Raw genomic sequence first — 18,816 nt, forward strand, 5'->3', positions numbered from 1 at the left:
TTTGCTTGAGGGGCCATGTGCAGCGCTATCGGCTACGCACGGGAACTTGGGTCCCCGCCTTCGCGGGGATGACGGATCAAAAGCCAACTCAGGACTCATTCCCCTCCCGCGGCACCTTCCGGTCATCGAACGGCCCATACGTCATCCAGTAATGGCGGAACGCATGCCGTACATTGTCCCTCAGTTCCGCATCGTTCCACGGCTTGGTATAGAAGCGGTAGATCGCTCCGCGGTTGATCGAATCGAGCACCGTTTCCACGCCCGTGTAGCCGGACAGGATGATGCGGATCGTCTCCGGATACATCTCCTTGACCTTGCTGAGGAACTCGGTCCCGCTCATGGCCGGCATGCGCTGGTCGCACAGGATCACCTGCACCCGGTACAGCGCCAGCAGCTCGAAGCCCTCCGCCGGCGTGGCGGCGGTCAGCACGCGGTAGCCGTCGCGCCGGAACAGGCGGTGCAGCGCGGTCAGCACGTTGACGTCGTCGTCCACCACCAGCAGGCTCTGGACTTTGTCGTCGGTGTTCGGCATCTTGTCCGGCTGCGCGCGGTTGTCCAGCACCAGCTGGCCCAGCTCATCGGCCGGCAGCGCGCGCGAGAAATGGAATCCCTGGATCTCGTCGCAGTGGTGGCGCCGCAAATAGGCCATCTGGGCGCGCGATTCCACGCCCTCGGCGATCACCTGCATGTGCAGGCTGTGCGCCATGCTGATGATGGCCAGCGCGATCGCCGCGTCGTCCGGGTTGTTGATGATGTCGCGGACAAACGCGATGTCGATCTTGAGCTTGTCGATCGGGAAGCGCTTGAGGTAGGCCAGGCTCGAATAGCCGGTGCCGAAGTCGTCGATCGCGACCCGGATGCCGTGCTGCTTGAGGCGGTGCAGCACCTCGGTGGTGTGCTCGGCGTTGACCATCAGCGCGCTCTCGGTCAGCTCCAGCTCGAGCTGGCCGGCTTCGACCCCATGGCGCGCCAGCGCGTCGCGGATCACCGCTTCCAGGTCGCCTTCGGTGAACTGGCGGCTCGACACATTCACCGCCACCCGCACGTCGCGCACCCCGGCCGCATTCCAGGCCGCCATCTGGCGGCAGGCCTCGTCGATGATCCATTCCCCGACCCGCACCACCAGCCCGGTCTCTTCCATCACCGGCACGAACTCGGCCGGATACACCAGGCCGTAGCCCGGCCGGTGCCAGCGCAGCAGCGCCTCCACGCCAGAGATGCGTCCGGTGTTGAGTTCCAGCTTGGGCTGGTAGTGCAGCACGAACTGGCCGCCCTCCAGCGCGCCGCGCAGCGCCAGCTCCAGGTCCAGGCGCGCCAGAACCTGCACGTTCATCCCGGACGTGAAGAAGCGGTAGCCGTCGCGTCCCGCCTCCTTGGCGCGCACCATGGCGGCGTCGGCGTACTTGACCAGGGCGCCCGGATCGGTGGTGTCGTCCGGGTACATGGCGATGCCGATGCTGGCCGTGAGCGCGGCCCGCTGGCCGTGCAGGTCGAAGGGCGCACGCAGGGTCTCGCGGATGTCGTTGGCCACGTTCACGGCTTCCTGCTGGTCGCGCTGCATGGTCAGGATCAGCGCGAACTCGTCGCCGCCCAGGCGCCCGACCAGCTCGCGCATCTTGACGCTGCGCACCAGGCGGGTGCTGAACTGGCGCAGCAGCTCGTCGCCCAGCATGGTGCCGAGCGAATCGTTGATCACCTTGAAGCGGTCGAGCGTAATGCACAGTACCGCCACGCGCCAGCGCTTGTCCTTGGCCAGCTCGATCGCCGCATCCAGGTTTTCGAAGAACAGGGTGCGGTTGGGCAGGCCGGTCAGGGCGTCGTAGCTGGCCGCGTGGCGCAGGCGCTCGGCCGCGTGAAGGCGCTCGCTGATGTCGCGCACCACGGCGATCAGGATGCTGCTGCTACCCAGGTCCTGCAGCTTCCAGCTGATCTCGACCGGCACCGAGCCTTCTCCACCCGCGCGCAGCAGCTCGGTCTCGACAATGTCTTCGCGCGGTTCGTCCTTCTTTGCTTCGGCGTGTCCCATCAGGCGTTCGAGCTGCGCGCGCGAGGCCAGGCCCAGGGCCACCGGCTCGATGCGCATCAGGGCGTCGCGCGAGAAGCCCAGCATGCGGCAAGCGCCGTCCGACACGTCCACCATCGCCATGCCGGCCGTGTCGATCAGGAAGATCGCGTCCGGGGTCGCGTCCATCGCACCGCGGAAGCGCGCCAGCTCGGCGGTGCGCTCGCGCACCTCGCGTTCGAGCTGGGCGCCGTAGTCGAGCGACTCGCGGTGCAGCAGGCGCACCTCGAGCAGGTTGCGGATGCGGGTCATCACTTCGACCGTGTCGAAGGGCTTGCCGATGAAGTCGCGCGCCCCCGCCTCGAGCGCCGCCAGCTTCTTGTCCGGCTCGGCCGTCACCACCAGCACCGGCAGCCACGAGTCGCTCTCGAGCGGCTTGAGCGCCTCCATCACGTCGAAGCCGTCCATGCCGGGCATGTGCAGGTCGAGGATGATCAGGTCGAAGCGGTGCTTCAGGTGCAGCGACACCACCTGGCGCGGGTCGTTGGTGCTGAACACGTTCTCGTAGCCGGTGGTCTTGAGCAGGTACTCGAGCAGCTGCACGTTCACAGGCTCGTCGTCGACGACGAGGATGCGCGCGCGCCGGATGTCGGACAGGGAAATCATCAATCAGCCTTCCTTTCGGCAGCCGGCATGCCTCCGCGTCCTTGCAGATGGGCCAGCGTACTGTCAATCGCTTCAGTGAACTTGTCGATGTCGATCGGTTTGGTGAGATAGCGGTGGAAGCCCGCGGCCCGCCCGCGCTCGATATCGCGCGCCATGGCGTTGGCGGTCAGGGCGATCACGGGGATGGCGGCGGTTTCGGGGTCGGTGCGCAGCTGGCGCAGCACTTCGATGCCGCTCATGCCCGGCAGGTTCAGGTCCATCAGGATCAATTCGGGCCGGTGCGCACGCGCCAGCTGCAGGCCGATGTGGCCGTCGGGCGCGGACAGCAGGCGCAGGTCGGGACGGAAGCGCACGATCTCTTCCACCAGGCGCAGGTTGGCCGGATTGTCCTCGACGTAGAGCAGCAGGTGCGGCTCGCCCTCGAGCGGAGCGGGGGCCGCCGCCGCATGCTCTTCCGGACCGCCTTCGGGCAGGGCCGAAGCCAGCGGAGAGGTGGCGGCCAGCTCGATCCAGAACACGCTGCCCACGCCGGGGCTGCTGGTGACGCCGATCTCGCCGCCCATCAGCTCGACCAGTCGCTTGGTCACGACCAGGCCGATGCCGGTGCCTTCCTGGGCCCCGCCTTCCTGGCCCAGGCGGTTGAAGGGCTGGAACAGGCTTGCCACCTGCTCCGGCCCCAGGCCCTGGCCGGTGTCCTGCACCGACAGGCGCAGGCGCGCCGGCGCGCTCTGCTCGCAGCTCACCACCACCGCGCCCGACTCGCGGTTGTACTTCACCGCGTTCGACAGGAGATTCAGCATCACCTGCTTGAGGCGGGTGCGGTCGGCCAGCACCACGGCGCCCGCCACGTCGGGGAACAGCACCTTGACCCCGCGGCTGGCGGCGATCGGTTCGACCATGGTGCGGCACTCGAGCAGGGTGTCGCTCAGCGCCACCGGCTCCATCGACAGGGTCACCGTGCCCGACTCCACCTTGGCCAGGTCGAGGATCTCGTTGATCAGGGTGAGCAGGTGGCGGCCCGACTTGAGGATGTGGTTGGCGAATTCCTTCTTTTGTTCCAGGGTGGATGGCAGGGTGTTCGAGGTCAGGATCTGGGCGAAGCCGAGGATGGCGTTGAGCGGGGTGCGCAGCTCGTGGCTCATGGACGAGAGGAAGGCCGACTTGGCCTGGTTGGCGTTGCGCGCCTCTTCGATGGCGTTGGCCAGTTCGGCGTTGGCCAGCGCCAGCTGCATGGTGCGCTCGTCGACGTGCCGCTCGAGCTGCTCGTTCAGGCGCATCACTTCCTGCTGGGCGCGGGTACGTTCCTGGGCCTCGCGCACGATGGCGCTGTTGGAATTTTCCAGCTCGCGGGTGCGCTGCTCGATCTCGGTCAGCATGGCGTTGAAGGAGTCGGCCAGCTCGCCGGCCTCGTCGTCGCTGGTGCGCGCCGCCCGGCGCGAATAGTCGCGCGTGGCCACCACCTCGCGCGCGATCGCGGTGATTGCCGTCAGGGGCGCGGTCAGGCGCCGTCCCAGGCGCCACATCAGCAGCCAGGCCGCGCCCATGGCCAGCAGGGTGACCCCGATGCCGATCGCCAGGTAGTCGATGAAGCGCTGCACCTGCCCGCTGGCGGCGCGCACCACCACGGTGCCGAGCATGTCGCCGTTCTCGACGATGCGCTGCTGGACGACCAGCTCGTCCTCGCCGGCCTGGAGGGCGGCCGCATCCAGGCGCTGGGACACCGGGCGGCCCTCGCCGGCCGCCGCGTAGGAGGCAAACAGCTCGCCGCCCGCGTCGTAGATGGCGGCCGCGCGCACCAGCGGGCGGGTGCGCAGCAGGGCCAGGTTCTCGTTGGCCAGGCGCGGGTCGTCGAAGGTCAGCGCGGCCGAGGTCATGTGGCCGACCAGTTCGGCCTGGGTGGTCAGGTCGTTCACCAGCGCGCGGTGGTAGCTGCGCAGGTCGTAGCCGACCACGATCGCGATCGAGACCAGCAGCGCGACGAAGGTCGTCGCCATCACCGCCTGGGCCAGCTTCCTGCGGATCGAGCGCTGGCGGCTCATGCTTCCTCCTGGACGGGTCCGCGCCTGCGGCCCGGCATCCTTGCCGGCGTCAATACGCGGCGAGGCCCGGCAGCCGGCGCGCAGGCTGATGGCGAAGGGACTGCGGCAGGCGTGCTCACGGCCTTGGCGGCCCTGCTTGGCTTCGCGCGATCGGTACGTGCGGCATGCTCAGGTCCTACAAAAACGGGGAAAGGGGACGCCGGCGGGGCGCCGGCAGCGGCGCCCGTCGGGCAACCAGCATAGCAGTACGCCCGTGCATCATGTCGCACGGAACATTTTTGTTCCCGTGGGGGCGCTTGCACTGTAAACGGTCGTCCGATGTTTGGACAGCAAATTTTGCCGGATTTGCCATGCCATGACGGTCCTCAGCGCGCTAGAATGGACCGGACGCGGACGACCCCGTCCGCCGTCCCCGGGGTTCCACTGCGGCCCGCCGCCCGCCCCGCAAAGCAACGAAAGGAGACAGACGTGACGAACGAACTCATCGATCTTGCTACCCAGGTAGGGCGGGCCCTGGAGGCCAAGCGGCTGCTGCTGGTCACCGCCGAGTCGTGCACCGGCGGCGGCGTCTCGCAAGCCATCACCGAAGTGGCCGGCTCGACCGGCTGGTTCGAGTGCGGCTTCGTGACCTATTCCAATGCGTCCAAGACCGAATTGCTGGACGTGCCGGCGGCCATGATCGCCCAGTTCGGCTCGGTCAGCGAAGAAGTCGCGGGCAAGATGGCGGAAGGGGCCCTGGCCAACAGCAACGCCGACGTCGCCGTGTCGACCACCGGCATCGCCGGTCCCACGGGTGCGGTGCCGGGCAAGCCGGTCGGCACGGTCTGCTTCGGCTGGTCGCGCGGCGACAGCACCTATACCGAGCGCCTGGTGTTCTCGGGCGACCGCCAGTCGGTGCGCGAGCAGACCGTGGCGCACGCACTGCGGGGGCTGCTGCGCTTCATCGAATAAGCCGCGCGCACCGGATGCCTGGCAGGCCACGCCATGGGCTCATCGCCATGACCCTGCCGCTGGCCGCCCTGGCGCCGGTGGCGGGCCATGCCGCTTCCGCTTCCGCTTCCGCTCCGTCCGGACCAGTCCATACCGTCTACACCGCGGGCGACATCGCCCGCTGCGTCCACCCCGACCCGCGATGGTCGGGCGCGGCCGCCACCGGCAGGCTGGTGGAAGGCTTGCTGGCCGCCGATCCCGACGCCTCCGTCCTGACCCTGGGCGACCACACCTACCCGCGCGGGGCGGCGCGCGAATTCGCCGATTGCTACGCGCCCACCTGGGGACGCTTCCGCGAGCGCACCTGGCCCACGCCCGGCAACCACGAATACCAAACCAGGGACGCGGCGCCCTATTTCGCCTATTTCGGCGCCCGCGCCGGACGCGGCTACTACAGCGTGCGGCTGGGCAGCTGGCTGGTGATCTCGCTCGACAGCAACCTGGCCGGCGCCAGGCACGCCGCCCAGCTCGACTGGCTGCGCGCCGAGCTGGCGCGCGCGCCCTCGCCTTGCACCCTGGCCTTCTGGCACCATCCGCTGTACACCTCGGGCGGGCACCTCGGGCCGGGGCGCATGCGGGATGCATGGAGCATCCTGTACGGGGCCGGGGCCGAACTGGTCCTGTCCGGCCACGACCACGACTACGAACGCTTCGCGCCCCAGGATGCCGACGGCCGGCTGGACCGGGCGCGCGGCCTGCGCCAGTTCGTGGTGGGCACAGGGGGCGCCTACGCCACGCCCTTCCTCCAGTTCACGCCCAACAGCGAGGTGCGCGAGGCCAGTTTCGACGGCGTGCTGCGCCTGCGGCTGTTTGAGGGGGCCTATGAGTGGCAATTCCTGCCGGCCGCGCCGGAGAAGGTGCCGGCGGGGGCGGTGATGGATCGTGGGAGGGGGGAATGCCATTAAGCTTGCACCACCGGCTTCACACCACCGTCATCCCCGCGAAGGCGGGGACCCGAGTTCGTTCCGCAGCCGATCAAGTCGACATTGGCCACCGTGCATGCAAACTTGGATCCCCGCCTCCGCGGGGACGACGATGCGGTCGCGTCTTTTTCAATTATGATGGCGCCCCCGCGCCGCATGGAGAGCCGCATGAAAGCGCTCGTCATCCTGGCCGTATTGCTGCTAAGCTTCCGCCCCGCCCCCGTTTTGGCCCAACCCCCAGCCCCTTTACCCGTGGTCGCATTCGATAAATACGTACTCCCCAATGGCTTGCAGGTGATCCTGGTCGAAGACCGCCGCCTGCCCATCGTCGCCGTCAACCTCTGGTACCACGTGGGTCCGGCCAACGAGGCCCCCGGCCTGACCGGTTTCGCCCACCTGTTCGAGCACATGATGTTCGCCGCCACCCGCCACATCCCGCGCGGCCTGGCAGACCGCCTGCTGGAAGGCGCCGGCGCCACCGACAGCAACGGCAGCACCGACCTGGACCGCACCAACTACTACGACACCGTGCCGTCCAACCAGCTCGAGCTGGCGCTATGGGTGCACGCCGACCGCATGGGCTACCTGCTGGACGTGCTCGACCAGAAAGCCCTGAGCAACCAGCAGGACGTGGTGCGCAACGAGCGCCGCGAGAGCGTCGAGAGCGAACCCTACGGGATCGTCGAGGAAGCGCTGTCGCATACCCTCTTCCCCAAGGGCCATCCCTACTACGCCTCGGTGATCGGCTCGCATGCCGACATCCAGGGCGCGCGCCTGGACGACGTGCGCCAGTTCTTCGCCCGCTACTACGGTCCCAACAACGCCAGCCTGGTGATCGCCGGCGACATCGACAAGGCCAAGACCCGCGCCCTGGTCGAGCGCTACTTCGGCAGCCTGCGCCGCGGCCCGCCGGTGGCGCGCCCGAGCGTCGTCACGCCGCCCATCACCAGCGAGCGCCGGGTCACCGTGCCCGACCGCGTCGAGCTGCCGCGGGTGTTCATGGGCTGGCTCACGCCGCCGGCCTACCAGCCGGGCGACATCGAGCTGGCCGTCGCCGCCACCATTCTCGGCGGCGGCAAGTCGAGCCGCCTGTACAAGTCGCTGGTCTACGAGCGCCAGATCGCCCAGGACGTGGATGCGGCCCAGAACTCCTACGGGCTCACCTCGACCTTCGTGATCGACGTCACCGCCCGCGCCGGCCACACGGCGCGCGAACTGGAAGCCGCGATCGACGCCGAACTGGCCCAGCTGCGCGAGGTCGGCCCTTCCGACCGCGAGGTCGAGCGCGCCCGCAACAGCCTGGAGACCGCCCTGCTGTCCTCGATCGAGAAGCTGGGCGGCGACGGCCTGGCCGACCAGCTCAACCACTACAACCAGTACACCGGCGACCCGGGCTACCTGCCGAAGGACCTGGAACGCCTGCGCCGGGTGGATGCGGCGGCCGTACGCGATGCGGTGCGGACCTGGCTCGGGCAGGATGCGCGCGCGGTAGTGACCGGCGTTCCCGGCCAGCCGGTGATCCACGATCCGCGCCCGCCGAAGAAGAAAGCCGCCCCCGCTGCGAAAGCGGCCGCGCATGCGAACATCAACGGCGCAGAACCCTGGCGCGCCAAGCCGCCCAAGGCGGGCCCGCCGCCCAGCTTCACCCTGCCCAAGGGAGAGTCCTTCAAGCTGGCCAACGGCCTGACCGTGATCCACCACCACAACCCGGCCCTGCCCCTGGTCTCGGCCCAGCTGGTGCTGCGCAGCGGCAGCGCCGCCAATCCGGCCCGCCTGCCGGGCCTGGCCGGCTTCACCGCCCAGATGCTGGAGGAAGGCACGGCTACCCGCAGTGCGCCGCAGGTCGCGGACGAGCTGGCCCAGCTGGGCGCCTTCATGGACAGCGCCACCAGCGCCGACGCCACCTTCGTCTCGCTGCTCGCGCTGCGCTCGACCTTCGCCCAGGCGCTCGAGATCATGGCCGACGTGGTGCAGCGCCCCGCCTTCCCCAACGCCGAGGTCGAGCGCCAGCGCGCCGACCGGCTGGGTGAACTCATCCAGCAGCGCGAGGAGCCGGATGCGGTGGCCGCGGTGGCCGCCGCCGGCGCGCTCTACGGCGCGCGCCATCCGAAGGGCTACGGCCAGCTCGGCACCGAGGCGGCGATCCGCGCCACCACGCGCGACGACATCCAGGAGTTCTGGCGCCGCCACTACGTGCCGGCGAATGCGGCGCTGGTGGTGAGCGGCCAGCTCTCCCTGGGCGAGCTGCGGGCACTGGCCGAGGCGCGCTTCGGCGCCTGGCAAGGCCAGGCCGCGCCGCCGGCCGGCGTGGGCGCGCCCGCCACCACGGGCGCGCGCGTGGTGCTGGTCGACCAGCCCGGGGCCGGCCAGACCGCGCTGCGCGTGACCGCCATCGGCGTGGCGCGCGACACCCCGGACTACGCCGCGCTGCAGGTCATGAACGGCGCCCTGGGCGGCATGTTCTCGAGCCGGCTCAACAACAGCCTGCGCGAGACCAAGGGCTATACCTATGGCGTCTACTCGGGCTTCCGCTACGACCGCACCCCCGGCCCCTTCGTCATCGCCGGCAGCTTCGAGCGCGACGCCACCGGCGCCTCCGTGCGCGAGATCCTGCGCGAGGTGAACGCCATGCGCGACCACCCCCTGCCCGCGGACGAGCTGGCGGCGGCGCGCGACGCCCAGCTGCTGTCGCTGCCGGGCCAGTTCGAGACCGGCGGCGAGGTCGGCGCCAGCCTGGCCGAGCTGTTCGTCTACGGCCTGCCGGCCGACTGGTACGCCGGCCTGCCGCGCCGCTTCGCCCAGGTCGACGCGGCGCAGGTGCAGGAAGCCGCGCGCAAGCACCTCGCGCCCGAGAAGATGATCGTGGTCGCCGTCGGCGACCGCAAGAAGATCCTGCCGCAGCTGCAGCCCTTGGCGCTCGGTGCGCCGGAGGTCCGCGACGACGACGGCCAGCTGAAAGGGAAGTAGCGGTCACGGCGTGCGCAAAAGCCGGGCGAACGCGGACCGTTGCGCAGACGCCTAAGGCTTACAAAGGATTACAAATGCCTTCGCTAAAAGCTTGCACGGCCCCGGATTTGGCAGGATGATGAAATCACCGGTGATGGACGAGTCCACCGGTGACAAGGGGGCACGCCATGCACAGGTTCTTGTTTGCGACCGGGATCGAAGGCAGCTATCCGGTCGTCGCCGGGCGCGACGGCGCCTCCCGGCGTATCGATGAGATGGAAAAGACCGGCCACTACCGGCACTGGAAGGAAGACATGCGCCTGGTCAGCGCGCTCGGCATCGACGCGCTGCGCTACGGCCCGCCCTACTACCGGGTGCACCAGGGACCGGGCTGCTACGACTGGAGCTTCACCGACGAGGTGTTCGCCGAGATCCGCGAGCGCGGCATCAAGCCCATCGTCGACCTCTGCCACTTCGGCCTGCCCGACTGGCTGGGCGATTTTCAAAATCCCGAGTTCGCACCCTTCTTCGCCGAGTACGCCGACGCCTTCGCGCGGCGCTATCCCTGGGTGGAACTGTACACGCCGATCAACGAGATCTACATCACCGCCAAGTTCTCGGCCCACGACGGCCTGTGGAACGAGCGCCTGTCCTCGGACCGCGCCTTCGTCACGGCCATCCGGAACCTGGCCAGGGCCAACATCCTGGCGACGGAAGCGATCATGCGGGTCCAGCCGAACGCCAAGTTCGTACAGAGCGAATCGTCCGAATACTTCCATCCCAGCGGCCCCGAAGCCATGGAGGTGGCGCGGCACATGAACGAGCTGCGCTTCCTGGCCCTGGACCTGACCTACGGCCACGACGTGAGCGGCCGGATGTACGAATACCTGTTCGACCACGGCATGACGCGCGCCGACTACCACTTCTTCCTCAACCGCAGCGTCAAGCCGGTGTGCATCATGGGGAACGACTACTACGCCACCAACGAGCACCTGATCTACCCGGACGGCAAGACCCACGCCTGCGAGATGTTCGGCTACTACGTGATCACCCAGCAGTACTACCACCGCTACCGCATTCCGGTCATGCACACCGAGACCAACAACCGCGACGCCGGCAACGGCGAGAAGGATGCCAGCGCCTGGCTCGCGAAGCAGTGGTCGAACCTGATCCGCCTGAAGACCGACGGCGTGCCCATCCTCGGTTTCACCTGGTACAGCCTGGTGGACCAGGTCGACTGGGACAGCGCGCTCACGCTGGACGCCGGCAACGTCAACCAGTATGGCCTGTGCGACCTGGAGCGCAACGTGCGGCCGGTGGGCGAAGCCTATCGCGACCTGATCCATACCTGGCGGCACCGGGTGGGGAACGATTTCATTTGCCTGCATTAGGCCTGTCCAACTCGAACCGCCTGTCCAACTTGAAACTGGCCGTTAGTCCCGAGACCGTCGCACCGGCATCGAAGGCTTGATCCGCTCATCGCCAGCCACGCCCGCGACGGCGCTCAGCGGCAGGTCCGAAAGCCCACGAACATGTCGCTGCGCCCGGGCGCATAGAAATTTCGGAAAGCGGTCGAGCGCAGGCGCTCCGGGGTGGCGAAGGAGGCGCCGCGCAACGCCTGGTGGGTGCCGAGATAGGGTTCCGAATACTCGCGATAGGCGTCTGCGGCGAAGCCCGGGTAGGCGGCAAAGGGCGACGCGGTCCACTCCCACAATCCGCCCCAGCAAAAGCCGGGATGCGCGGCCGCATGCACCCACTCCGCTTCGCTCGGCAGGCGGCGTCCGGCCCAGGCGCAATACGCTTGCGCCTCGTGCAGGCTGACATGGCGCACCGCTTCGCCGGGCGCCAGCGGCACGGGCTGGCCGAAACGCGGGACGTACCAGTCCTCTCCTTCGCGCCGCCAGCCGCGCGGCGCCTGCGCGCCCTGTTGCGCCAGCCACGTCCGGCCGGCCTCGGTCCAGAGACGTGCATCACGGTAGCCGTCGGCGGCGACGAAGCGGGCGTACTCGGCGTTGCTCACCAGTCCGGCATCGATGGCGAAGGGCGCCAGCTCCACGGTATGCGCCCACTTCTCGTTGTCGAAGACGAAGCCGGCGCCGGCCCGGCTGCCCAGCTCGACCGCGCCGCCGGCGAGGTGCAGTTCGCCCGCCGTGGTCGGCGGCGCGCCCGCCATGCCGAGCTGCCTGGGCCAGGACAGGCCCAGGGTCTGCAGAGTGTAGGCGTAGGCTTCGCCGTGCATGTCTTCGTGGGCCAGGGCCAGCCGGTAGAAATACAGCGTGGCGTCCTCGTCCTCTTCCCTGGCCAGGCTTGCCAGCACGCCGTCGAGCACGGCGCGGCCGTAGGCCTTGATCTCGTCCGCCGGCGGCAGGCCGAGCGACCAGCGCGTGTCGTGGGCGATGCTGTTGGAGTCGAACCAGGCGTCACCGCCGGCAAGCAGCGAAGGCCGCGGGGCGGAACCTGGAGCGCTCGAGCGCGCGCCGCGCAGGATGTACCACTCGGCGAACCAGGCGATGTGCCCCAGCTCCCACAGCGGCGGATTGACGATGGCCAGCAGGGGAAGGTTCGCCGGATCGTCCATGCCGGCTTCGGCGAACCGGTCGAACAGCGCCAGCGTGCGGGCGCGCGCATCTTCCAGCGCAAGCGCCAGGACCTTCGGTGCGGCAGTTCGAAACGACGTGTTCATCGCACTCTTCCAGCAAGAAATGATGCTCATTATCGGTCCGCCGCCAATGAAAACCAAGCACATGCAGAACACGCTTGCCGCCTTCCCGCGCTTCATCTAACATATGAACAATTCTTCACATGTTGAATGCGACGACCCTGCATGACCACACATCACGACCACGCCCTCCTTGCGGAGGCCCCGCCGCCGGAAGCCATCGACCAGCTGGCCGACCTCTTCCACCTGCTGGGTGACCCCACCCGCCTGCGCATCGTGCTGGCCTGCCTGGCCCGGCCGACCGCGGTGGGCGACATCGCCGGCCTGCTTGCGCTGTCCAGCTCCCTGGTCAGCCACCACCTGCGCCTGCTGCGCGCCGCCCGCGTCCTCAAGGCCGAGCGCCAGGGCAAGCAGGTGTTCTATTCGGCCGCCGATGCCCACATCAGCAGCCTGCTCACCAACATGTTCGAGCACATCGCCGAGCCTGCCAATGGAATGGACCCATGAAGCACGACCATCACCACGATCACGAACACAGCCACGATCGCGACCACAGCCACGATCACCACGGACACGGGTTCGGCCACCATCACCATCACCTGCCCGACCCCAGCGGCAATGGCCGCGCCTTCGCCCTGGCGATCGCGGTCAACACCCTGTTCGTGGCGATCGAGTTCACCTACGGCTTCATCGCCCACTCGACGGCGCTGATGGCCGACGCCGGCCACAACCTGTCGGACGTGCTCGGCCTGCTGCTGGCCTGGGGCGCGGCCTTGCTTACCAAGAGCAAGCCGCACGGGCGCTACACCTATGGCCTGCGCGGCTCGAGCATCCTGGCGGCGCTGGCCAATGCCGTGCTGCTGCTGGTGGCTTGCGGCGCCATCGCCTGGGAAGCGGTGCAGCGCTTCGCCGAACCGGCGCCGGTGGCCGGCGCGACGGTGTCGGTCATCGCGGCGATCGGGGTGGCGATCAACGGTTTCTCGGCCTGGCTGTTCATGAAGGGCGCCAAGGACGACCTGAACGTGCGCGGCGCCTACCTGCACATGGCGGCCGACGCCGCGCTGTCACTGGGCGTGGTGGTGTCGGGCCTGGTGATCATGGCCACCGGCTGGAGCTGGATCGACCCGGCGGTGAGCCTGGTCATCGTGGTGGTGATCGTGGCCGGCACCTGGTCGCTGCTGCGCGAATCGGTGCAGCTGTCGATGGCCGCGGTGCCGCCTTCGGTGGATGCGGCCAAGGTGAAAGGCTTCCTGGCCAAGTGGCCGGGGGTGAGCGAGGTGCACGACCTGCACATCTGGGCCATGAGCACCACCGAAACGGCGCTGACTGCGCATGTGGTGATGCCGGGCGGGTATCCGGGGGACCGGGTGCTCGACGACATCGTGGCGCACCTGCGGGAGGATTTCGGGATTCACCACTGCACCTTGCAGGTGGAGGAAGGGACGACGCATCATCATTGTGCGTTGAGGGAGCATGCGCATTGAGGCGCTAGCGGTGTGCGGCGAACTTGGCGGAGTTAGTGCCACCGGCACTAACTCCGCCAAGTTCGCGTGAAAAACCGCAGCGCCTATCCCGCCAGATTCGCGTACAAGGCCGTACTCAAATACCGCTCCCCAAACGAGGGAATGATCGTCACGATCAGCTTCCCCGCGTTCTCCGGCCGTCTAGCCACCTGGATCGCCGCCCACAGCGCCGCCCCCGACGAAATCCCGACCAGCAGCCCTTCTTCCCTGGCCGCCGCGCGCGCCGTCTCGAAGGCGTCGTCGTTCTTCACGGTGATCACTTCATCATAGGCTCCGGTATCGAGCACCTGCGGCACGAAGCCCGCGCCGATGCCCTGGATCGGGTGCGGCCCCTTGGTGCCTTTGGACAGCATGGGCGAAGCTTCCGGCTCCACGGCGATGGCCCGGAAGCCGGGCTTGCGCGCCCTGATCACCTCGCTCACGCCGGTGATCGTGCCGCCCGTGCCCACGCCCGCGACCAGGATGTCGACCTTGCCGTCGGTGTCGCGCCAGATTTCCTCGGCGGTGGTGCGGCGGTGCACCTCGGGGTTGGCGGGATTGTTGAACTGCTGGGGCATGAAGTTGCGCGGGTCGGCCGCCACCAGTTCCTCGGCGCGGCGGATCGCGCCCAGCATGCCTTCGCTGCCGGGCGTGAGCACCAGCTCGGCGCCGTAGGCGCGCAGCAGCATGCGGCGCTCGTTGCTCATGGTCTCGGGCATCACCAGCTTGCAGCGGTAGCCGCGCGCGGCGCACACCATCGCGAGCGCGATGCCGGTGTTGCCGCTGGTGGGTTCGACGATGGTGGTGTCGGGGCCGATCAGCCCCGCCGCCTCGGCCGCCTCGATCATGGCCAGGCCGATGCGGTCCTTGACGCTATGCGCGGGGTTATGGAACTCGAGCTTGCCGACGATCTCGGCGCCGCTGCCGGCGGCCAGCTTGCGGATACGTACCAACGGGGTGTTGCCGATCAGCTCAGTGACATCGTTCGCGATTCTCATCCTGCCAGCCCTCCGGTTGTCGAGTTCAGTAAACCTTACTTTACATCCATCAGTTCCACATCGAAGATCAGGTCGGCGTCGGGCGGAATCACGCCGCCGGCGCCGCGCTTGCCGTAGGCCAGGGCGCTGGGGATGATCAGGGTGCGCTTGCCGCCCACCTTCATGCCGGCCACGCCCTGCTCCCAGCCCTTGATGACACGGCCCGCGCCCAGCTGGAATTCGATCGGCGTGCGGCCGGCGTCGAGCGAGGAGTCGAACTTGCGGCCGCGCTGCTTGGGGGCCAGCGGCTTGTGCAGCCAGCCGGTGTAGTTGACGGCGACATTGCTGCCGAGGGTGGCTTCCTTGCCCTTGCCGACCACGCGGTCGACGATCTCGACCTGCGGCGCGGGTGCGACGGGGGCGGCGGGGGTTTCAGCTTGGACCGGCTGGGTGGGCTGCGCCTCGGTTGCCGGGGTAGGGGGTGTGACTGGCGGGGTTGCCGGCTGCTGCTGTTCCGGCGGCGGCTGGGTGGCCGGCTTGCCGGCCTCCTGCTGCTGCGGCGCGCTCTGTTGCGCATGGACGCTGGCGGCGGCGAGCAGCAGCGCGATGAAGGCGGATCGACGAATCATGGGCTCTTCCATCAAAAGGATTCAATATGGGCGCCTCCAGAACCGTCGCGCGCGGCGGTTCTGGAGGCGCCCTTGATCCTATGATAGCAAGGCCTCCTCGGCTTGCACAGTTTGCACTGCAACAGCTTTGGCACCGGTTTGCGCCTGGGCATTCGCGCTGTCGGCCAGCTTGCGCAGCAGGTGGCCGGCCGCCACCATGCCGAAGGTGGCGGTGACCACCATGCTGGAGCCGAAGCCGGCGCAGTTCAGGCCCGTGATGCTGTTCGGATCGATGGCGCAGGCGTCCTCCGCTTCCGGATAGCGCAGCGGCTCCATCGAGAACACGGCGTCGATGTGGTACTTGTTCTTTTCGCCACGCGCGAAACCGTACTGCGCGCGCAGGATCTTGCGCACCTTCTTGAGCAGCGGCTCCTGCTCGGTACGCGCCAGGTCGCGGATCTCGACCTTGGTCGGATCGAGCTGGCCGCCGGCGCCGCCGATCACCACCAGCGGCATGGCGTTGGCGCTGCACCAGGCGATCAGGGCCGCCTTCGGCTTGACGCTGTCGATGGCGTCGACCACGTAGTCGAACCCCTTGCCGGCGACCATGCTCTCGATGTTGTCCGGATCGATGAAATCCTCGACCAGGGTCACCTTGCAGAAAGGATTGATCTCGGCGATACGGCGTTTCAGGGCCTCGATCTTGGGCAGGCCGACGGTCGAGGACAGCGCCTGGATCTGGCGGTTGATGTTCGACTCGGCCACGTTGTCGAGGTCGATCAGGGTCAGGTGGCCGACCGCGCTGCGCGCCAGCGCCTCCACGATCCAGGAGCCGACGCCGCCGACGCCGATGACGCAAACGTGCGCCGTGCGGAAACGTTCCAGTGCACGCTCGCCATACAGGCGAGCAATGCCCCCGAAGCGGCGTGCAAAGTCGACTTCTTCCTCCAGTGCTGCCGCGAATTCATGCGTGTTGATCGTATTCATCCCGCCATTTTAACGGACGGAACTTTCGTATCTGCACTAAAATAATTCTCAGTCAATCAAATAATTTTCGCGTGTCAACAAAAAGCCATATGAGCACTCTCCTGCACGAGCCCGCCCCCGACTTCGGCCAGCCCATCGCCGTCCTCAAGCACTGCCATGGACGTATCCGCAAACAGCTGGGCACCCTGGAACGCATGCTCTCGCACCTGCCGGAACACGGCGCCGACGAGCAGGCCCGCCAGGCGGCAAGCGCGGTGCTGAAGTACTTCGACAAGGCGGCCCACCTGCACCACGAGGACGAGGAGCAGGACCTGATCCCGATGCTGCGCGCCGTGGCCCAGGGCGAAGACGCGGCCACCCTGCAGGCGCTGGCGCCGGTGATCCTGCAGGACCACAAGGACATGGACGCCCTCTGGCAGGACCTGCACGAGCAGCTCAAGCTGATCGCCGAAGGCGAGGCCTCCACCCTGTCGGCGAGCGCGGTGCAGCGTTTCGTGCAGCGCTACACGTCCCATATGGAACGCGAGGAAAGCGTGATCGCGCCGATGGCCATGCGCCTGTTCTCGCCGGAGCAGATGGCGCGCCTGGGCGAGGCCATGCAGCGCCGCCGCGGCATCGACGCCGCCGCGGGAACGCAGGCGCCCGCGGTCGGCCAGGCGGTGGCCGACCTGCGCAAGGATTACGGCCAGGCAAGCCTGAATGAAAACGACGTGCTGGACGATCCGATGCAGCAGTTCACGCAGTGGTTCGAACAGGCGCTCAAGGCCGAAGTCAACGAGCCGAATGCGATGTCGTTGGCGACCGTATCGAGCGAAGGACGGCCGAGTTCACGTATCGTGCTGGTGAAGCAGTTCGACGCGCGCGGGTTCACCTGGTACACCAATTACGACAGCAAGAAAGCACAGGATTTGCGCGACAATAAGTTTGCAGCTTTGTTATTCTTTTGGAGTGAACTGGAACGCCAGGTGCGCATCGAAGGACGAGTGGAGCGCACCCTTGATGAAGAAAGCGACCGGTACTTCCGCAGCCGTCCCCTCAAGAGCCGGCTGTCCGCCATCGCTTCGCACCAAAGCGCCCCGATCGCCAGCCGCGCCGCGCTCGAGGAGAACTACGAGTCCGTGGCACGGCAGGCAGGCGAGGATCCGCAGCGCCCCGCGAACTGGGGCGGTTTCCGCTTGATCCCCGAACGCATCGAATTCTGGCAAGGACGGCGCTCGCGCTTCCATGACCGCATCGTGTACGAGCGGCAGGCGGACGGCAGCTGGACACGCCAGCGCTTGCAACCGTAGGCCGGCGCAGGCAGGGCCGGCCGCCACTTCGGAGGTGACCGTGTTCGACCAGATCAAGCTTTCGGCCTGGAGCGCAGGCCTGCGCGGCAAACTGTCCGTTCCCTTGCGCGTGGAACTCTGGAACGGCGAACAGATCGAGCTGTCCACCGAGACCCCGCGCGTCACCATCCGCGTTCCCGACAAGTCGGCGCTGCGCTATCTCACCTCCCCTTCCCTGTACAAGCTCGGACGCGCCTACGTGGAAGGCGCGATCGAGGTGAAGGGCCGTGCAGCCGACATCATCGACGTCGGCAATGCCCTGGCGGCGTCCGGCGCCATGCCAGGCAAGCCGCGCGGCCGCCTCGGCTTCAAGCTCGGCGACCAGCACACCAGGGAAAAGGACGCCGAGGCGATCCGCTACCACTACGACGTCTCGAACGAGTTCTACGCCGCCTGGCTCGATCCGGACATGGTGTATTCCTGCGCCTATTTCGAAACCGGCGAGGAAGACCTGGCGACGGCGCAGGCGAACAAGATCGACCACATCCTGCGCAAGGTCGGCGTGCAGCCCGGCCAGACCCTGCTCGACATCGGCTGCGGCTGGGGCGCCCTGGCGCTGCGCGCGGCGCGCCATTTCGGGGCGCGCTGCGTGGGCATTACCCTGTCCGAGAACCAGGCGCGCCTGGCGCGCGAGCGGGTGCGCCAGGCCGGCCTGCAGGACCGCATCGAGATCCGGCTGCAGGACTACCGCGACGTCGGCGGCCAGTTCGACCGCATCACCAGCGTGGGCATGTTCGAGCATGTGGGCGTGCAGCACCTGCAGGAATATTTCGCGCGCGTGCGCGCTTTGCTGGCGCCGGGCGGCGTGGTCATGAACCACGGCATTACCACCACCAATGCCGACAACGGCGCCACGGCGTATGGCGGCGGCCAGTTCATCGACGAATACGTGTTCCCCCACGGCGAGCTCGCGCACCTGGCCACGGTGATCCGGGCGATGCAGGAAGGCGGGCTGGAAGTGCGCGACGTGGAAAACCTGCGCCGCCACTACGCGCGCACCTGCGCCATCTGGACCGAGAACTTCGAAACGAACGCGGAACAGATCCGCAAGCTGACCGACGCCAGGCGCTTCCGCATCTGGCACGTCTACCTGGCCGGCTGCGCCTATGCCTTCGCCCACGACCGCATCAGCCTGTACCAGATCGTGTGCGGCAAGGCGGGCGGGAATGCGGCGGATATTCCGTGGTCG

Annotated in this window: 14 protein-coding genes; 8 read left to right on the top strand and 6 right to left on the bottom strand. The window is 68.0% G+C overall.

From position 1 onward, the window contains the following. Nucleotides 1–88 precede the first annotated feature (88 nt). Together V7778_RS18245 and V7778_RS18250 are read right to left on the bottom strand one after the other, a co-directional pair. Nucleotides 89–2,668 carry an EAL domain-containing protein gene (locus V7778_RS18245; protein WP_335557876.1) on the bottom strand — a complete coding sequence of 860 codons (2,580 nt, stop codon included), beginning with the start codon at nt 2,666–2,668 and terminating at the stop codon, nt 89–91. Further along, nucleotides 2,668–4,707: an ATP-binding protein gene (locus V7778_RS18250; protein ID WP_335557853.1), complete on the bottom strand. Its 2,040-nt coding sequence runs from the start codon at nt 4,705–4,707 to the stop codon at nt 2,668–2,670. Before V7778_RS18250 ends, V7778_RS18245 begins: the two co-directional genes overlap by 1 nt. A gap of 468 nt (nt 4,708–5,175) precedes the next feature. Between V7778_RS18250 and V7778_RS18255 the strand changes: the two genes are divergently transcribed. The 4 genes from V7778_RS18255 to V7778_RS18270 all read left to right on the top strand — a co-directional run bounded on the left by V7778_RS18255 (nt 5,176) and on the right by V7778_RS18270 (nt 10,957). Further along, entirely contained in the window at nt 5,176–5,658 is a 483-nt protein-coding gene (locus tag V7778_RS18255) for a CinA family protein (protein ID WP_335557855.1), read from the top strand. A gap of 47 nt (nt 5,659–5,705) precedes the next feature. Beyond that, nucleotides 5,706–6,602 carry a metallophosphoesterase family protein gene (locus V7778_RS18260; RefSeq protein ID WP_335557856.1) on the top strand — a complete coding sequence of 299 codons (897 nt, stop codon included), beginning with the start codon at nt 5,706–5,708 and terminating at the stop codon, nt 6,600–6,602. Between the two features lie 186 nt (nt 6,603–6,788). Beyond that, complete coding sequence (locus V7778_RS18265; protein WP_335557859.1) at nt 6,789–9,587, top strand: M16 family metallopeptidase; 2,799 nt, start codon at nt 6,789–6,791, stop codon at nt 9,585–9,587. 167 nt (nt 9,588–9,754) lie between these two features. Then, a complete protein-coding gene (locus tag V7778_RS18270) occupies nt 9,755–10,957 on the top strand; it encodes a family 1 glycosylhydrolase (RefSeq protein ID WP_335557860.1) in 1,203 nt (400 codons plus the stop codon). A 113-nt stretch (nt 10,958–11,070) separates the two neighbouring features. On the opposite strand, the gene senA is transcribed toward V7778_RS18270, so the two are convergent. Then, nucleotides 11,071–12,249 carry a selenoneine synthase SenA gene (gene senA, locus V7778_RS18275; RefSeq protein WP_335557862.1) on the bottom strand — a complete coding sequence of 393 codons (1,179 nt, stop codon included), beginning with the start codon at nt 12,247–12,249 and terminating at the stop codon, nt 11,071–11,073. Nucleotides 12,250–12,390: 141 nt separating this feature from the next. On the opposite strand from senA, the gene V7778_RS18280 reads away from it, so the two are divergent. Next, the gene (locus V7778_RS18280) at nt 12,391–12,732 is read left to right on the top strand and encodes an ArsR/SmtB family transcription factor (protein WP_335557864.1); all 342 of its coding nucleotides are present in this window, start codon (nt 12,391–12,393) and stop codon (nt 12,730–12,732) included. Beyond that, the gene (locus V7778_RS18285; RefSeq protein WP_335557865.1) at nt 12,729–13,709 is read left to right on the top strand and encodes a cation diffusion facilitator family transporter; all 981 of its coding nucleotides are present in this window, start codon (nt 12,729–12,731) and stop codon (nt 13,707–13,709) included. Before V7778_RS18280 ends, V7778_RS18285 begins: the two co-directional genes overlap by 4 nt. Before the next feature lie 83 nt (nt 13,710–13,792). Here V7778_RS18285 and cysK read toward each other — a convergent pair whose 3' ends face one another. The 3 genes from cysK to tcdA form a co-directional block, all read right to left on the bottom strand. Further along, nucleotides 13,793–14,725, bottom strand: a complete 933-nt coding sequence (gene cysK, locus V7778_RS18290) for a cysteine synthase A (protein ID WP_335557867.1) — start codon at nt 14,723–14,725, stop codon at nt 13,793–13,795. Between the two features lie 35 nt (nt 14,726–14,760). Next, nucleotides 14,761–15,333 (bottom strand): FKBP-type peptidyl-prolyl cis-trans isomerase, encoded by a 573-nt coding sequence (locus V7778_RS18295; protein ID WP_335557869.1) that lies wholly within the window; start codon nt 15,331–15,333, stop codon nt 14,761–14,763. A 78-nt stretch (nt 15,334–15,411) separates the two neighbouring features. Beyond that, nucleotides 15,412–16,299 carry a tRNA cyclic N6-threonylcarbamoyladenosine(37) synthase TcdA gene (gene tcdA / locus V7778_RS18300; protein ID WP_335557870.1) on the bottom strand — a complete coding sequence of 296 codons (888 nt, stop codon included), beginning with the start codon at nt 16,297–16,299 and terminating at the stop codon, nt 15,412–15,414. Between the two features lie 89 nt (nt 16,300–16,388). Between tcdA and pdxH the strand changes: the two genes are divergently transcribed. Continuing rightward, complete coding sequence (gene pdxH / locus V7778_RS18305; RefSeq protein WP_335557872.1) at nt 16,389–17,588, top strand: pyridoxamine 5'-phosphate oxidase; 1,200 nt, start codon at nt 16,389–16,391, stop codon at nt 17,586–17,588. A 40-nt stretch (nt 17,589–17,628) separates the two neighbouring features. Beyond that, a partial coding sequence (locus V7778_RS18310) for a cyclopropane-fatty-acyl-phospholipid synthase family protein (protein ID WP_335557874.1) occupies nt 17,629–18,816 on the top strand: 1,188 nt, incomplete at its 3' end.

It is taken from the genome of Massilia sp. DD77 (assembly GCF_036961685.1).
In the GTDB taxonomy this organism is placed as follows: Bacteria; Pseudomonadota; Gammaproteobacteria; order Burkholderiales; family Burkholderiaceae_D; genus Telluria.

Bases quoted from the DNA above. Each gene is read 5' to 3' on its own strand.
- V7778_RS18245 (WP_335557876.1), bottom strand. From the start codon at position 2,668: ATGATTTCCCTGTCCGACATCCGGCGCGCGCGCATCCTCGTCGTCGAC.
- V7778_RS18250 (WP_335557853.1), bottom strand. From the start codon at position 4,707: ATGAGCCGCCAGCGCTCGATCCGCAGGAAGCTGGCCCAGGCGGTGATG.
- V7778_RS18260 (WP_335557856.1), top strand. From the start codon at position 5,706: ATGACCCTGCCGCTGGCCGCCCTGGCGCCGGTGGCGGGCCATGCCGCT.
- V7778_RS18265 (WP_335557859.1), top strand. From the start codon at position 6,789: ATGAAAGCGCTCGTCATCCTGGCCGTATTGCTGCTAAGCTTCCGCCCC.
- V7778_RS18270 (WP_335557860.1), top strand. From the start codon at position 9,755: ATGCACAGGTTCTTGTTTGCGACCGGGATCGAAGGCAGCTATCCGGTC.
- senA (WP_335557862.1), bottom strand. From the start codon at position 12,249: ATGAACACGTCGTTTCGAACTGCCGCACCGAAGGTCCTGGCGCTTGCG.
- V7778_RS18280 (WP_335557864.1), top strand. From the start codon at position 12,391: ATGACCACACATCACGACCACGCCCTCCTTGCGGAGGCCCCGCCGCCG.
- V7778_RS18285 (WP_335557865.1), top strand. From the start codon at position 12,729: ATGAAGCACGACCATCACCACGATCACGAACACAGCCACGATCGCGAC.
- cysK (WP_335557867.1), bottom strand. From the start codon at position 14,725: ATGAGAATCGCGAACGATGTCACTGAGCTGATCGGCAACACCCCGTTG.
- V7778_RS18295 (WP_335557869.1), bottom strand. From the start codon at position 15,333: ATGATTCGTCGATCCGCCTTCATCGCGCTGCTGCTCGCCGCCGCCAGC.
- tcdA (WP_335557870.1), bottom strand. From the start codon at position 16,299: ATGAATACGATCAACACGCATGAATTCGCGGCAGCACTGGAGGAAGAA.
- pdxH (WP_335557872.1), top strand. From the start codon at position 16,389: ATGAGCACTCTCCTGCACGAGCCCGCCCCCGACTTCGGCCAGCCCATC.